This is a genomic window from Anaeromyxobacter sp. SG64 (assembly GCF_022690745.1).
Taxonomy (GTDB): Bacteria; Myxococcota; Myxococcia; order Myxococcales; family Anaeromyxobacteraceae; genus Anaeromyxobacter; species Anaeromyxobacter soli.
This window is the reverse complement of sequence record NZ_JALCZB010000012.1, coordinates 21,734-36,682: the sequence shown is the minus strand read 5'-3', so window position 1 is coordinate 36,682 and position 14,949 is coordinate 21,734. Positions and strand designations below refer to the sequence as shown.

The 14,949-nt window shown below is 73.9% G+C and carries 13 protein-coding genes, 1 tRNA gene and 1 pseudogene; 7 read left to right on the top strand and 8 right to left on the bottom strand.

Annotation, left to right across the window (positions count from 1 at the left end; genetic code table 11):
• The first annotated feature begins 128 nt into the window (after window positions 1-128).
• Window positions 129-911 (top strand): AraC family transcriptional regulator, encoded by a 783-nt coding sequence (locus MNZ29_RS05875; protein ID WP_242353590.1) that lies wholly within the window; start codon window positions 129-131, stop codon window positions 909-911.
• Window positions 912-1,124: 213 nt separating this feature from the next.
• The gene (locus MNZ29_RS05870) at window positions 1,125-1,928 is read left to right on the top strand and encodes an alpha/beta fold hydrolase (protein WP_242353588.1); all 804 of its coding nucleotides are present in this window, start codon (window positions 1,125-1,127) and stop codon (window positions 1,926-1,928) included.
• Between the two features lie 18 nt (window positions 1,929-1,946).
• Here MNZ29_RS05870 and MNZ29_RS05865 read toward each other — a convergent pair whose 3' ends face one another.
• Genes MNZ29_RS05865 through MNZ29_RS05855 form a run of 3 tightly spaced genes read right to left on the bottom strand, consistent with a single transcriptional unit; the run spans window position 1,947 to window position 4,105 of the window.
• Window positions 1,947-2,951 carry an SDR family oxidoreductase gene (locus MNZ29_RS05865; RefSeq protein ID WP_242353586.1) on the bottom strand — a complete coding sequence of 335 codons (1,005 nt, stop codon included), beginning with the start codon at window positions 2,949-2,951 and terminating at the stop codon, window positions 1,947-1,949.
• The gene (locus MNZ29_RS05860) at window positions 2,948-3,193 is read right to left on the bottom strand and encodes a hypothetical protein (protein WP_242353584.1); all 246 of its coding nucleotides are present in this window, start codon (window positions 3,191-3,193) and stop codon (window positions 2,948-2,950) included. Before MNZ29_RS05860 ends, MNZ29_RS05865 begins: the two co-directional genes overlap by 4 nt.
• Before the next feature lie 51 nt (window positions 3,194-3,244).
• The gene (locus MNZ29_RS05855) at window positions 3,245-4,105 is read right to left on the bottom strand and encodes an endonuclease/exonuclease/phosphatase family protein (RefSeq protein WP_242353567.1); all 861 of its coding nucleotides are present in this window, start codon (window positions 4,103-4,105) and stop codon (window positions 3,245-3,247) included.
• 306 nt (window positions 4,106-4,411) lie between these two features.
• On the opposite strand from MNZ29_RS05855, the gene cysK reads away from it, so the two are divergent.
• The 3 genes from cysK (at window position 4,412) to MNZ29_RS05840 (ending at window position 6,312) form a co-directional block, all read left to right on the top strand.
• Window positions 4,412-5,344: a cysteine synthase A gene (gene cysK / locus MNZ29_RS05850; RefSeq protein ID WP_242353563.1), complete on the top strand. Its 933-nt coding sequence runs from the start codon at window positions 4,412-4,414 to the stop codon at window positions 5,342-5,344.
• 143 nt (window positions 5,345-5,487) lie between these two features.
• Window positions 5,488-6,177, top strand: a complete 690-nt coding sequence (locus MNZ29_RS05845) for a sterol desaturase family protein (RefSeq protein WP_242353554.1) — start codon at window positions 5,488-5,490, stop codon at window positions 6,175-6,177.
• 62 nt (window positions 6,178-6,239) lie between these two features.
• Window positions 6,240-6,312, top strand: a tRNA-Glu gene (locus tag MNZ29_RS05840).
• A gap of 143 nt (window positions 6,313-6,455) precedes the next feature.
• Here the strand turns inward: MNZ29_RS05840 and MNZ29_RS05835 are convergent.
• Both MNZ29_RS05835 and MNZ29_RS05830 read right to left on the bottom strand, forming a co-directional pair.
• The gene (locus MNZ29_RS05835) at window positions 6,456-6,842 is read right to left on the bottom strand and encodes a VOC family protein (protein ID WP_242335748.1); all 387 of its coding nucleotides are present in this window, start codon (window positions 6,840-6,842) and stop codon (window positions 6,456-6,458) included.
• 65 nt (window positions 6,843-6,907) lie between these two features.
• On the bottom strand, window positions 6,908-7,462 hold the full coding sequence (locus tag MNZ29_RS05830) for a sugar O-acetyltransferase (RefSeq protein WP_242353552.1): 555 nt from the start codon (window positions 7,460-7,462) through the stop codon (window positions 6,908-6,910).
• Window positions 7,463-7,672: 210 nt separating this feature from the next.
• Here MNZ29_RS05830 and MNZ29_RS05825 point away from each other — a divergent pair.
• Window positions 7,673-8,332: pseudogene (locus tag MNZ29_RS05825) on the top strand (serine/threonine-protein kinase); the annotation flags it as partial.
• A gap of 328 nt (window positions 8,333-8,660) precedes the next feature.
• Window positions 8,661-10,010, top strand: a complete 1,350-nt coding sequence (locus MNZ29_RS05820) for a tetratricopeptide repeat protein (RefSeq protein WP_242353550.1) — start codon at window positions 8,661-8,663, stop codon at window positions 10,008-10,010.
• A 51-nt stretch (window positions 10,011-10,061) separates the two neighbouring features.
• Here the strand turns inward: MNZ29_RS05820 and MNZ29_RS05815 are convergent, their stop codons facing one another.
• The 3 genes from MNZ29_RS05815 to MNZ29_RS05805 form a co-directional block, all read right to left on the bottom strand.
• Window positions 10,062-10,757, bottom strand: a complete 696-nt coding sequence (locus MNZ29_RS05815; RefSeq protein WP_242335741.1) for a hypothetical protein — start codon at window positions 10,755-10,757, stop codon at window positions 10,062-10,064.
• A 481-nt stretch (window positions 10,758-11,238) separates the two neighbouring features.
• Window positions 11,239-11,820, bottom strand: coding sequence for a hypothetical protein (locus tag MNZ29_RS05810; RefSeq protein WP_242335738.1), 582 nt, complete (start codon window positions 11,818-11,820; stop codon window positions 11,239-11,241).
• A gap of 171 nt (window positions 11,821-11,991) precedes the next feature.
• The gene (locus MNZ29_RS05805) at window positions 11,992-14,895 is read right to left on the bottom strand and encodes an ATP-binding protein (protein ID WP_242335735.1); all 2,904 of its coding nucleotides are present in this window, start codon (window positions 14,893-14,895) and stop codon (window positions 11,992-11,994) included.
• Window positions 14,896-14,949 lie beyond the last annotated feature (54 nt).

Below are 14,949 nucleotides of genomic sequence, written 5' to 3'. Positions count from 1 at the left end.
CGGCGCCGCTCCGGGGTGAACGCGACGTGCGCAACGCGAGATCAGCCCACGATCGAGCCGCGCCGGCCGGACGCGAAGCGGGTGCGCCGGGCCTGGGCGCGGCTGCCGGCGCGACGGCCCCCGCGGCCGTGTTCACGCCGCCTGCCCCGGACCTCGCCGGACGGATCGATCTCTGCTGGTCCGCCGTGGGCGCCGGCCCCGGCACGACGCGCCACGAGTTCTTCCCCGACGCCGGCGTGCACCTCGTCTTGCGGCGGTCCGAGACCGGGTCCCGGCTGGTGCTGCTCGGGCCCGCGACCGAGCGGGCCACGATCGAGCGCGCCGCAGGCGCGGAGTACCTCGGGATCCGCTTCCGCGCCGGTCAGGCTCCCCGCCTCGCCGACGTCCGCTCCTCGGAGCTCACCGACGGCTGCGTCGAGCTCGACCGGCTCGCGGGCGAGCCGCTCGAGGTGATCGCCGAACGGCTCGGCGCGCTTCCGGACCTCGCCTCGCGGCAGCGCGCGCTCGAGGCGCTCGTGCGGCGGGCGGCGCGACCGCTCGTGGAAGACGAGCGGTGCCGCCAGGCCGCGCTCCTCCTCGAGGCCCGGGGCGGACGGGTCAGGGTGGACGCGCTCGCCGCCGCCGTCGGCCTCCACGTCCGCAGCCTGGAGCGGCTGTTCCTGGACGCCTTCGGAATGACGCCGAAGCGGGTGGCGCGGCTCGTCCGCCTCCGCCACGTGCTGGGCGCGCTCCACGCCGGCGGGTACGGGAACCTGGCCGACCTCGCCCATGCGTGCGGCTACGCGGACCAGCCGCACCTCGTCCATGACTTCAAGGCGCTGACGGGTCGGCTCCCCGCCGACGACGACGCCGCTCGCAGCCGGACGCTCGCGCGCGGGGACACGCGGGTCGTGCACCGCGTGAGGCCGTAGCGCGCGGATCGCCGGGGCGGCGTGTCGCATTTCCACAAGACGGCGCCGTCCGGGCCGCGCTACGAACGGCGCGCACCCCAGGAGGACGGCATGCGCGCGGAACGTGAGCTCGAATCGAACGCAGGACGGACGGCGGCGGCTGACGGCTCACCGCGCATGGTGAGCACGCGGCGCGGGCCCGTCGAGTGCGCCATCTCGGGCGAGGGTCCCGCGGTGCTATCGCTCCACGGCGCGATGGGCGGCCACGACCAAGGGCTCATCCTCGCGCGGACGATCGGCGCGCCGGGGTTCCGGTACGTCGCGCCCTCGCGCCCGGGCTACCTCGGCACGCCGCTCTCCGCCGGCCGGACGCTGGCCGAGCAGGCCGATCTCTACCGCGACCTGCTCGACGCGCTCGGCGTCGAGCGCGCCGCCGTGATGGCCGTCTCGGGCGGCGGCCCGTCCGCCCTCCAGTTCGCGCTCAGCCACCCCGATCGCTGCTGGGGCCTCGTGATCGTGTCGTCTGTCTGCCGGCGCGTCGAGCAGCGCCTGCCGCTCGCGTGGTACGTCATGAAGCTGACCGCGCGCTGCGGCCCGCTCGTCGCCGCGATGCGCCGGAAGGCGGAGCGGGATCCGGAGGCGTCAGCGCGCCGGCCGATCCGGGACCCGGCGGTGCGCGCGCGGACGCTCGGCGATCCCGAAGCAGGCCCGCTGCTCAGGGAGCTGCAGCTCAGCACGATGGATCGGATGGCGCTCCGCATGCCCGGCACGGAGCTCGACGTCGCCGCCACGCGCAGCGACCTGTCGTTCCCGCTCGAGCGGATCGCGGCGCCGCTCCTGGTCGTGCACGGGACGCGGGACAGCGCGGCGCCGTTCGCGCAAGGCCAGGAGCTCGCGGCGCGGGTCCCGGGCGCTGAGCTGCTCGAGATCGAGGGCGGCGAGCACGTCGCCATCTTCACGCACCGCGACCTCGTGCGCGCGCGGGTCGCGCGGTTCCTCGCGGCGCACGCGCCGCCGGTGGGCTCGAAGGAGAGCTGATACGCTTCCCCTCCCTACTCAGCGCGCCCCGAGCCGCCGGGCGCCCCACCCTGCGAGGGCGACGGCCGCCAGCGACGCGAGGATCGCGCCGCGCCGGAGCTGCAGCCACATCGACAGGCTCGTCGCGTGCGCCTCGCGATCGAACTCGCCGCGCGCGCCCGGATCGCCCGGGACGGGCGCGTCGACGTCGTCGGGCCGGCCCGGCTCCGGCGGGAAGTCGGCCTGCTGGGCGCGGTAGCCGATCCGCCCGAGGTAGCGATCGAGCAGGCCGGGGATGACGAACTGGCCGAGGATCGCCCGCGCGGTGGGCCAGCCGAGCCAGAGCTCCCGCACCGGGCGCCCCGCCACGCGGAGCACCGCGCCGGCGATGAGCTCGGGCTGGTAGATGGGCGGCACGGGCTTCGGGTGCCCGGGAAGCCGCGTGCGGACGAGGTCGAACTGCGCGGTGTTCACGGCAGGGAGATGGATCATCGAGAGCTTCACGCGCGAGCGGTCGTGGTGGAGCTCGCAGCGGAGGGCGTCGGTGAAGCCCCGCGCCGCGGCCTTGGCGGCGCAGTAGGCGCTCTGGAGCGGGATGGACCGGTAGGCGAGCGCCGAGCCGATCTGGATCACGTGCCCGCGGTCGCGCGGGAGCATGTGCCGGAGCGCGGCGCGCGTGCCGTGGACGACGCCGAGGTAGGTGACCTCGGTGACTCTCCGGTACTCGTCGGCGGTCATCTCCATCACGGGCGAGAAGACGCTGACCATCGCGTCGTTGACCCAGAGATCGATGGCGCCCCACTGACCGACGACCGCGTCGGCCGCCGCCTGGACCGCGCGATCGTCCGCCACGTCCGCCACCAGGACCAGCGCCTCGCCGCCGGCGGCGCGGATCTCGGCCGCCGCGTTCTCGAGCGCCTCGCTCCCGCGCGCGAGCAGCCCCACCCGCGCCCCCTCCGCGCCGAACGCCCGCGCGATGGCGCGGCCGAGCCCGGCGGCGGCCCCGGTGACGACGACCACCCTCCCCGCGAACCTGCGGCTCACCCCTCGCTCCCGCGCCTCGGGCCCCGGGGGGCGGGATGGTGCGGGTGCTCCACCGGCTCACCCTTCCGGTTCTCGACCTCCTCGTCCCGGGGCTCGAGCGCTCCCTCGGGCGGGTAGCCCGGCGAGCCGTCCCCCAGGATGCGCGGCGTCCCATCGTCGAAGCCGGGCGGCTTCGGTCCGGGCCCGCCCGCGAGCCCCGGCTCGGTGCCCAGCTCGTCCTTCGGTGTCCGTTGTTTCGCCATCGAAAGTCCCCTTCCCTTTCAAGGTGGGGAGTCCCTGCCGCCCGCGCGATGTCACGGCAGACGGAGGTCCAGCACGATCGGCTGATGGTCGGACGCGCGGGCGACGTCGGTCCCGTGCACGACCTCCGCGCGCACGACCGCGCCCGCGTGCCCCCGCGCGACGAGCAGCGCGTCCAGCCGCTCGGCGGCCACCCCCGTGGACCAGGTCGTCGCCTCGGCAGGCAGCGGATCGAGGTACGAGCCGTCGGCGGCGAGCGGCCCGAGGGCGGGCGCCGTGGGCGGGTCGTTGAGATCGCCGCCGGCGAGCACGACCGCGTCCGGATCCGCCATGGCGAGCGCGTCGGCGATCTCGCGCATGCGCGCCGCCTGGGCCGCGCGACGGGTGCCGTCGTCCGAGAGGCGCGAGCTGAGGTGGCTCATGACGATCGCGAGCCGCGTGGCGCCCGCGGCGAGGTGGACCTCCGCGCAGTCGCGCGGCCAGAGCACCCGGCCCGCCGCGTCGCGCTCCCCGGCGTGGCTCACGTAGCGCGAGATCGGCCGGCGCGAGAGCGCCGCGACGTCGATGCCCCGCGGGTCGTTGCCCTCGACGAGCCGCGCGACCTCGTATCCCGCGCCCTCCGCGAGCGCCTCGAGCAGCGCGAGGTTCTCGACCTCCTGCAGCAGCACCACGTCGGCGTCGAGGCGAGCGAGCACCGCCGCGAGCGCGCCGAGCTTCGCCTCCACCTCTGCGGTCGAGGGCACCTCGTCCTCCGCGCCGGGCGGCAGGAGGCGGTCCTCGGCGTCGAAGAGATCGTGGACGTTCCAGGTGACGATCCGCACCGCCCGCACCTCGGGCGCGCGCGCGGGGACGTCGAGCAGGGGCTGGCAGCCGGTGAGGAGCGCCGCGGCGAGCGCGGCCAGAGGGCGTCGCATGCGGCGCCCCCGTGCAAGCGCGGCGCCCCCGGACAGCGCCGCGCTCGCGAGGCGCCGGAGTCGAGCTCGGGCCGCGCTGCGGGCCTACCGTGCGCGCGACGGCCGGGGAGGCACCTGGCTCGCGTGGGTTGCGGGCGAGGCGCATGCCGCGCCCCGCCGCCGGCCCGCGCTCACCCTGGCGACCGTCTCTCCCGGTGCGGGTCGCCCGCCCGGCGAGCCTCTGCTTGACAGGACTCGCATCCGCTTTTAAAGATGGCGTCCGTTATAGCGGAACCCGCGCCGGGACCGCTCGCGAGAGGACACGGGATGCGCATCGCGGACGACGTGACGAAGCTCATCGGCAACACGCCGCTCGTGCGGCTCAACCGGGTGATGGATGGCGCGCGCGCCAACGTCGCCGCCAAGCTCGAGAGCTTCAACCCGTGCTCGTCGGTGAAGGACCGGATCGGCGTCGCGATGATCGAGGCGGCCGAGCGCGACGGGCGCATCAAGCCCGACACCATCCTCCTCGAGCCCACGAGCGGCAACACCGGCATCGGCCTCGCCTTCGCGGCCGCGGCGAAGGGCATCCCCATCGTGCTCACGATGCCGGAGACGATGAGCATCGAGCGGCGCAAGCTCCTCCTCGCGCTCGGCGCGAAGCTCGTCCTCACGCCCGGGCCGGAGGGCATGAAGGGCGCCATCAAGAAGGCGGAGGACCTCGCCGCCGAGGACGGCCGCTACCTCGTCCTGCAGCAGTTCGAGAACCCGGCGAACCCGGAGATCCACCGCCGCACCACCGCCGAGGAGATCTGGCGAGACACCGACGGTCGCATCGACATCCTCGTCGCCGGCACGGGCACGGGCGGCACGGTCACCGGCTGCGCCGAGGTCCTGAAGGCGCGGAAGCCGGGGATCCGCATCGTCGCCGCCGAGCCCGCCGACTCGCCGGTCCTCTCCGGCGGCAAGGGCGGGCCGCACAAGATCCAGGGCTGGGGCCCGGGGTTCGTGCCGAAGGTCCTCAACGTGAACCTCATCGACGAGGTGATCACGGTCGGGAACGATCCGGCCGGGGAGATGGCGCGGCGCCTCTGCCGCGAGGAGGGCATCCTCTCCGGAATCTCCTGCGGCGGCGCCGCCTGGGCGGCGCGCGAGGTGGCCCGCCGGCCGGAGAATGCCGGCAAGCTCGTCGTCGTGGTGCTGCCGGACACGGGCGAGCGCTACCTGTCGACCTGGCTGTTCGAGGAAGGCGCCCGCTGACACCTGGCGCGCCGCGTCGGGGCGCCGCCGCCCCCGACGCGCTCCGGGTACGCTTCCCGCGTGTCGCGTTGCGGGCCGAACGGCCGCCCCCTACCTTCCAGGGAGAAGGGCGCTCCTGCGCCGCCCGGAGGCAAGGCCGCCAAATGACGCACGCGTCGCGCGAGGAGCTCCGCGCCGAGCTCATGGGGCGCATCCCGAGCACCTACTCGCCCACGCTGCACCTGTTGCTGCCGAGCCTCGGCGGCCTCGCTCTCGCGGCCCTCGCCCTCTCGCGCGTCGAGGGCCTGACCGCCTGGCAGCTCCTGCTCGTCCCTGTCTTCTTCGCCTTCGGCAACGCCGTCGAGTGGCACGTGCACCGCGGGCTCCTGCACCGGCGCGTGCGCTGGCTCGAGGTCTTCTACACACGCCACACGCCGCAGCACCACGCCGTGTTCGTCGGCCAGGACATGGCGCTCCGCAGCGCGAAGGAGCTGAAGCTCGTGCTCCTCCCCGCGTACGCGGTGTTCGGCATCGTGATCCTCACCTCGCCGATGGCGCTCCTGTTCCTCTGGCTCCGCCAGCCGAACCTCGCCGCGCTGTGGGTCGCGACGGTCGTCCTTTACGTGCTCTCGTACGAGTGGCTCCACCTCGCCTATCACCTGCCCGAGGAGAGCCCCATCGGCCGCACCCGCGCGATCGGCTACCTGCGCCGCCACCACCAGCTGCACCACGCGACGAGCCTCATGCAGCGCTGGAACTTCAACGTGACGTTCCCGCTCTGGGACCACGTCCGCGGGACCGTCTACCGCCCGCGCGGCGCACCGGCGCACCCCGCCGCCGCCCGTCGCGTCTGAACCGACGCCCGGCGAGCGCCGACCCTTTGACAGACGCCGCCTTGTCGGGTACTAGACCGCCCGACCCCATCGTCTAGAGGCCCAGGACTCGGCCCTTTCAAGGCCGCAACCGGGGTTCGAATCCCCGTGGGGTCACTCACCATCCATTGATTCCGACTCGGGTTTACGGAGACGCGCCTTTCTGCGCCTCCGTTGCCCGGGTCGTCGTTCGTGGGACGTGCGTCGAGGGTGTTGCGACATCCCGCGGATCGCTTGCCACCGCCGCGTCCCGCCCGACGTCACTGCGCGTCGTGACAGACAGCCTCGATGTTGTGACCGTCCGGATCGAGCACATAGGCGCCGTAGTAGTTCGGGTGGTAGTGCGGCCTCAGGCCCGGCGCACCGTTGTCCCTGCCGCCTGCTGCGATGGCCGCCTTGTGGAAGGCATCCACCGCTGCGCGCGAGGACACGCGAAATGCGATGTGGATGGGCGGTGTGATCGCATCGCCCTGGCTGATCCAGAAATCGGATCCGTCGGCATGACAGAAGCCGGCGGTCAGCGCATGGCCATCGCGCGCGGCAGGGAGCTCCACCAGCCGCGAATGGCCGGTCTGCGCGAGCGCCTGCAGGTAGAAGGCCTTGCTCTTCGCGTAGTCGCTGACGATGACGCTCACGTGATCGATCATCGGAACTCCATCCGGTTTGCAGCGCAGACGTGAAGCAGCACCGGGGACCGTGGAGAATACGCCCCTCAGCCGAGGCGGCGGATCACCTTGCAAGGGTTTCCCGCAGCGACGCAGCGCGGCGGTACGTCTGCCGTGACGACGCTCCCCGCGCCGATCGTCGAGCCCTCACCCACCGTGACGCCGGGGAGTATCACCGCTGCGCCTCCGATCCACACCCGCGACTCGATGCGAACGGCGAGGGCCCGCTCCAGCCCTCGAGCTCGCTCGCCGGGATCGACGGGGTGCGTCGCCGTGTAGACCTGGACCGCCGGGCCGATGAGCACGTCCTCACCGACGTCGATGCGGTTGCAGTCGAGCAGGATGCAGCCGGTGTTGAGGTAGGTACGCGCTCCGAGGCTCACGTTGAACCCGTAGTCCACGAACAGCGGCGGCTCGACGTAGACGCCCGATGCCATCGAGCCGAGCAGGTCCGAGAGGACGGCGTTGCGAGCATCCAGATCGTCGGCATCCACCTCGGACAGATGCTTGATCAGGCGGCGAGCGCGGGAACGCGCTCGAACGAGCTCCGGGTCCGAGGCCAGGTAGAGCTCGCCCGCAGCCATCTTGTCTCGTTCGGTCATCGCGCGGTCGTAGCCCGGTCAGTCGGTCCGCGCTGCGAGTTGCCCGCCTGGGAGCGAGGCGGGGGACGGCTGCCCGTGCCCTCGTCTTGCCGTCATCGACCCGCGCCGGGCGTGCCATCGCAGGGCAGCTGCGCAGCATTCCCGCGTTCGGCGGACGCCCCTGGAGCCTCCGCGGAGCTATCGTCTCGCTGGCTGGGTTGAGGGTCTCTCATGCCGGAGCAGGGCGTGCGCAGCGTCGCTGAGCCGTCGTCGCGTCAAGACCCCGGCGCGCTCTCGGCTTTGCTCGCGGAGCTCGCGCGGGCGCCCGAGGGCGCGTGGGAGGCCGAGCTCCGGCCGGGAGCAGTCATCGGCAGGTTCGAGCTGATTCGCGAGCTCGGACGCGGCGGCTTCGGGATCGTCTGGGAAGCGCGCGACCGGGAGCTGGGCCGCGGCGTCGCCTTCAAGGCGCTCCGCCGCGGGGCTGGGCGCGACGTCGCAGAGGATCCCCTCCTGCGAGAGGCGGCGATCGCGGCGAGCCTCTCGCACCCGAACGTCGTCACGCTCTTCGATTTCGGGCGCGCACCGGCGGGCCCTTTCCTGGTCCTCGAGCTCCTCCGGGGAGAGACGCTCGGAGCCCGCCTCGCCCGCGGGCCGCTCCCGCCGCGCGAGGCGCTGCGCATCGCGCTCGAGGTCGCCCGAGGGGTCGCGCACGCGCACGCGAGCGGCGTCGTCCACCGCGATCTCAAGCCCGGAAACGTCTTCCTGTGCAGCGACGGGCGCGTGAAGGTCCTCGATCTCGGGATGGCGCAAGCGTTCGCGCACCGCGCGATGCCGGGCGGAACCCCTGGTCACATGGCGCCCGAGCAGGTGCGGGGCGCCCCGGAGGACGAGCGCACCGACGTGTTCGCGCTCGGCGTCCTCCTGTTCCAGATGCTCCGGGGCGGAGCCGCCGCCGCGGGACGGCGAGGGCGACGTCGAGGGCGCCGTGCTCAGGGTCCCCGAGCCCCCTTCGGTCGCTCCGCTCGTCACGCGGATGCTCGCGGCCGATCCGGTGGAGCGCCCTCGGGACGGCGGCGAGGTCGTCGCCGCGCTCGCCGCGCTCGAGCGCGGTCCCGCAGCGGCGCCGACGCCATCTTCCGCCTCCTGGCGCGACACACGATACGAGCCGCACGGCCGCGGCTCCGGCCCGCCATCGATCGCGGTGCTGCCGTTCGCGAACATGAGCCCGGATCCCGGCCAGGAATTCTTCTCGGACGGGGTCGCAGAGGAGATCCTGCACGCGCTCACGCGGGTCCGCGGGCTCCACGTCGCCGGGCGGACCTCGTCCTTCTCCTTCCGCGACTCGCGTGAGGACGCGGCGACGATCGGGCGCAAGCTCGGGGTCACGAACGTGCTCGAGGGGAGCGTGCGCCGCGCCGGCGACCGAGCGCGCATCACCGCTAAGCTCCTGAGCGCGTCCGACGGGTTCACGCTCTGGTCGCAGACGTACGACCGGGAGCTGACGGACGTGTTCGCGGTCCAGGAGGGCATCGCGAGCGCGGTCGTCGCCGCGCTCGAGGTCCGGCTCGCGCGCGGCGAGGCGCCGTCGGTCGAGTCCCATCGCACCGCGCGCCCGGAGGTGTACGACGCCTACCTCATCGCGCGCCGGCTGCTCGAGCGACGCGATCTGCTGGGCCAGGCCGGCGCGACGAGCGCTTACGAGAAGGTCATCGCGCTCGATCCCGGCTACGCGCCGGCGTGGGGGGACCTCGCGGAGGCGCTCCTCTGGGCCTCCGACCTGGTGGCCGACGCGGCCTCCCGGACCGGGTGGCGGGGGCGCGCGCTCGAGGCGGCGGAGCGCGCCGTCGCGCTCGATCCGGGGCTCGCGACGGCGTGGAGCACGCGCGGAACCCTGCGGATGCTCCTCCGGTGGGATTTCGCCGCGGGCCGCGAGGACCTCGAGCGCGCCGTCGCCCTCGGGCGGGGCGACGCGCGCGTGGTGCGGGACCACGCGTGCATGGTCCTCGTCCCGTTCGGCCGGGTCGAGGAAGGGCTCGCGTCGCTGGTGAGGGCGACCGAGCTCGATCCGCTCGACGCGCTCGCCTGGACGTACCTCGCGATGACGTACGCCGGCACGGGAGACGTCGAGCAGTGCGCGCGGGCCGCGGAGCGGGCGCTCGAGCTCGATCCCGGGAATCCCTACGCCGCGTTCTGGCGGTCCGCGGCGCTGGTCCTGAGCGGTCGCGCCATCCAGGCGACCGCCGTCTTCGCGCCGCACACGTCGCAGGCGCACGAGGGGTTCGGGCTGACGATCGCAGCGATCGCACATCACGCGCTCGGCCACGCCTCGCGCTCACGCGTCGCGCTCGAGGCGCTCGAGGCCAGGTTCGCGTCCTCGATGCCGTACCAGCTCGCCGAGATCCACGCGTGGCGCGGCGAGCACGAAAGAGCGTTCGCCTGGCTCGAGCGGGCCCGGACGTCGCAAGACGCCGGCCTCGTGCTCGTCACCCGCGACCCCTTCCTGCGCAGCCTGCGATCCGATCCCCGATATCCCGCCCTGCTCCGCCGCCTGAACCTGCCTGCGGCCTGAGGCGTGCGGGTGAGCCTCCGGGACCATCGACCCCTCGGTCCCCTCCCCCGCCTACCCGAGGTGTCCCCGCTCAAGCGCCGCGCGGGGACAGGCGGGTGGGAAGACCCCGAGCACGAACGTGACGGTGGCGCTCATCACGAGCAGCTCGCCGATCTCCTCGATCAGCGCGCCGCCGCGGAGTCCCGCCAGCGCGAAGTCGACCACGACCCCGAACGCCGCGAGCAGGGCCGTGAGCCCGAGGAGCCAGCGCGCGAAGCGTCTCGTGTCCGCGTCGCTCCGGAGATAGCCGAGACCGAGCGGTACGAGGAACATCGACCCGACGGCCGCGGCCCACGCAGGCTGTCCGAGCTTCTCCGGGAGCAGCCCCGAGGCCGCCACCGCCGAGCCCATGACCTCGTGGATCCGCAGCGAGTCGTCGAGGAGGAGGTACAGGTAGAGCAGCGCCAGGACGGCGAGGAGCGTGCTCCGCTTGCGGACGCCGGCGATCCCGAGGAGCAGGAGCACGGAGAGCTCCTTCGCGTACTGGAACCACTCCGCGTAGCCGCCGTCCTGGGACAGCGAGAGCATGGGATCGTCCGGGAGCCACCCGAAGTGCCTGCCGAGGTGCAGGAGCACGAAGCCCGCGTCCGTGCCGACGAGCGCGAGGGCGACCCGGAAGTCGATCCGGGCGGGGACCTTCACGCCAGCGGGAACGGACGAGACGAAGGGGTCGAGCGGTACGGTGACGGATCGAACGACGTCGGCCATGGTGACGCTCCGTGTAGCCGCCCACGACCGGCCGCCGCATACCGGCGCGTCGACCGCGAGGGCTTCCGTTCTCCTGCTTCGGCGACTCTACGTGACGGCGCCGCTCCGGCGAGCGGCGCTCGCGGGGGCAGATGGGCGGGCGCCCTATTCGCGCCGCGATCCACATCCGCGCCTCCCCTCCACACGATCGCGTGCCCGCGCCGAGCGGGACTTGGGCCTAACGCCGGAGGCCGAGCGGGGACCGGAGGGCCGCCGCCGACGCTCCGCCCGGCCCTGCGCGTCGGTTCTCGGGAACCGCGTCCTCGGCACACCAACGCCCGGAGGCCGCGCAGCGTGATCTCGTGTAGCGCGGATCACGGACGTCTCGCGCGCCGAGGGGGCGCGCGCAGACCGCGCAGCCACCTGGGCCCGCCGCAGCCATGGAGCTTCTCCCGTGGCCGCAGCAGCGAGCCCCCGTCGAGCCCGGCGGCTGCTTCGCCGATTACGACTGCGCCGCGGGCGCGCTCTGCCTCGACGGCCTCTGCACCGGCTGCGCCACCGATGCGGCCGTGTGCTCGGGCGCGTTCGACGCGGCCGACGCCTCGCGGAACAGCTGCACGAGGTGCCTCACGGCCGCGGACTGCTCGGGGAGCGCCTCGCGCAGCAGGTCGGGGAGCTCGCAACCAGGCGGCACCTCGTGCAGGCCGTCGAGCACGAAGACGAACGGCACCTTGATGCTGGCCCAGAGCTGGCGGAAGAAGCGGCGCGCGAAGGTCTGGAGCCCACCGTGATACGGAGGGGTGAAGAGCGGGAGCGGCCGCCGGGAGCCGGGCGTCGCGCGCCGCGACGCCTGGACGAGATAGTAGAAGAAGGTCGCGGGGTCGGCGTCGCCGGGATCGAGCTGGTACCAGAGGCAGCGCAGCGCGCGGGCCGTCACGTAGCTCGCGGCGAGCGTCGTCTTCCCCGCGCCGGGAGGCCCGGCGATCCAGGTCGCCGCTCGCGCCTCGTCGAGCCGCGCGAAGAGCCGCGCGCGGGGCACGACGGCAGGCAGCCGCGGGCGGGAGATCTTGGCGAGCGAGGCCATGGCCGGATCCGGGCGCAGGCGCACCACTTCACGTGGGCAGCAGGCGCCCCATGCGCAAGGAGCTCGGGCGCGCCGCTCCGTGACGGCGCCTCGCGCGATCGCCCTATACCAGGAGCGGAAACCCACCCGGAGCACACCGACCGAGGCGCCGGCCGACGGCCTGCGCTCCGCTCACCGCTCGCGTTCCGGCCGGCGCCGCGCGACCGCCCCGCGCGCCGCCGCGGGCTGGCCGCTCGGGAGCGCCACGACGAAGGTGCTCCCCATCCCGGAGGAGGACGCCAGCTCCACGCGCGCGCCGATCGCGGCCCCGAGGTCCCGCGCGACCGTGAGGCCGAGACCGAGCCCCGGGACGTATTGCTCGGCGGCGCGCGCGCTGCGCTCGAAGGGCTCGAAGAGGCGGGAGCGATCCTCCGGCGCGATGCCCGGTCCGGAGTCCTTCACCTGCACGCGGAGCTCGTCGCCGCGGCTCTCGATCGCGACCTCCACCGCGCCGGCGGTGGTGAACTTGATGGCGTTCCCGACGAGGTTCGCGAGGATGAGGCGCAGGAACCGCGGCTCCGTCTCGATCCATGGGACGTGATCCGGCGCGCGGAGGACGAGCTCGATCCCCTTGTCCTCCGCCTGCGGGCGCTGCTCCTCCACGACCTTCGCGACCAGCGCCCCGAGATCGACGTCCTCGACCTCGGCCGCGAGCCGGCCGCTCGCGAGCTGGGCCTGGTGCAGGAGCGCCTCGACGAGCCCGGTGAGCCGGGTCGCGGCGAACACCCCGCGGCGCAGGATCGCGCGCTGGTGCTCCTCGAGCGGATGCTCGGCGTCGCGGGTGAGCCGCTGGAGCTGGAGGTGCAGGGTCGTGAGCGGAGTCCGCAGCTCGTGGGAGACGAGGCGGAGGAAGTGGGTCCTTACCGCGTTCGCCCGCTCCGCGTCCTCCTGCGCGCGCCGCGCCACCTCGAGCGCGGCCTCGAGCTCGCGCTTGCGCGCCGCGAGCGCTCCGGCGAGCGCGACGACGTCGTGCGTCTGGGAGTCGAGCTCGCGCTGCAGGACCTCCCGGGCGCGCTTCACGGAGACGAGGTTCGCGACCCGGGCCCGCGCCTCCTCGGCCACGAACGGCTTCATGAGGTAGTCCTGCGCGCCTTCCCGGAGGAGCTGGGCGCGGAGCGCGTCGTCCGCCCTCGCGGTGAGCACGAGCACCGGGACGCCGTCGAGCTCGCGGCGCTCGCGCATGGCGCGGACGAGCGCGTCGCCGCTCATGCGCGGCATCATCACGTCCGTGACGACCGCGTCCGGCGGCCGTGCGAGCGCCTCCACCAGGCCGGCCTCCCCGTCGGGAGCGGTCGAGACCTCGAACTCGCCGGAGAGCACCTCGGCGACGAAGCGGCGCATCTCCGCGTTGTCCTCCACGACGAGCACGCGCGGCCTGTCCAGCCCTCCGCGCGAGACCTCGTCCGGCGGATCCGCGGCGGTCCGAAGCTCCTCGACGACCCCGGACCCGTAGTCGCCCTCCCCGCCCGCGGCGCCCGGGGGGAGCTCCTCCTTGCGGGCCTGCGGGGGCAGGTGGACCGTGAAGAGCGCGCCGCCCTCCGGCGCCTCGTCCACCTCGATCCGGCCGCCGTGCAGCTCCACGAACTCCTTGGCGATGGCGAGGCCGAGCCCGGTCCCGCCCACGCGGCGCGCCGCCTCGTCGTCCCCGCGCGCGAAGCGGGCGAAGACCGACTCCCGCTGCGCCTCCGGCACGCCCGGTCCGCTGTCCGCGACCTCGAGCGCGAAGCCCGGCGTGACCTCCGCGCCCGCGGCCGTGACCGCGCGCAGGGAGCAGCGGATCCGCCCCCCGGCCGGCGTGAACTTGAAGGCGTTCGAGAGGAGGTTGAACAGGACGCGCTGGAGCTTCCCGGGATCGACGCGGGCTGCGAGCGACTCGGGGCCTTCGACGGCGAAGGCCGTGCCGCGCTCCGCCGCGAAGGCCTCGAAGTGCGCGGCGACGAGGCGGACCAGGCGCCCCACGTCCGCGTCCGCGAGCTCGAGCGCCATCTTGCCGGCCTCGAGCTTCGAGACGTCGAGCAGGTCGTTCACGTGCTTCGCGAGCGTACGCGCGTTGCGCGCGATGACCTCGAGGTCGCGCCGGGTCCCCGAGGGGAGCTCCGCGGCCAGGAGCTCGTCGGCGGGGCCGAGGATGAGCGCGAGCGGGGTCCGCAGCTCGTGGCTCACGTTCGCGAAGAACCGGGCCTTCTGGCGCTCCAGCTCCTTCGACTTGTCGTAGGCGGCGCCCAGCTCGCCGAGCGTCGCCTCGAGCCGTGCGTGCAGGCGCGCCCGCTCCTCCTCCGCGCGCTTGCGCTCCGCGACGTCGCGGATGGCGGTGATGGCGAGCGGTCCGTCCTCGGTCTCCAGCGGCGAGAGGCTGATCTCCGCGGGGAACTCGGTCCCGTCCTTCGTGAGGCCGAAGAGCTCGAGGCGCCCCGCGCCCATCGGACGGGTCCTCGGCGAGGCGAAGTACTCGGTGCGGTGGGCCGGGTGCGCCGCGCGGAAGCGCGCCGGGATGAGCGCCTCCACGCGCTGGCCGAGCAGCTCCTCGCGCGAGTAGCCGAAGAGCTTCTCGGCCTGCGCGTTCACGAGGATCACCTTGCCGCGCCTGTCGGTCACCACCATCGCGTCCGGCGCGGCCTCGAGGACGCCCTTCACGTACGACTCCACCTTCTTGCGAGCCGTGACGTCCCGGAGCGCCGTGATCGCGTACATCCCGTCCTCGGTCTCGAGGGGCGAGAGGCTGATCTCCGCGGGGAACTCGGTGCCGTCCTTGCGCAGCCCGAAGAGCTCGAGGCCGCCGACGGCGCCCATGGGACGCGTGCGCGGGTCGCGGAAGTAGCCGTTCCGGTGGTGCGGGTGCGCCGCCCGGAAGCGCTCGGGCATGAGCATCTCGACGGGCTCACCGAGGAGCTCCTCGCTCCGGTAGCCGAAGAGCCGCTCGGCCTCGGCGTTCACGACCACCATGCGGCCGACGCGGTCCGTGATCACCATCGCGTCCGGCGCTGCGTCGAGCACCGCCTTGAAGCGCGAGGCGATACCGTTGACTGACTCCGTCATATCGGCCCAGTGCCTGTGGGAGCGGCGCGCTCGGTGCCATGACCTCTCGGGGCC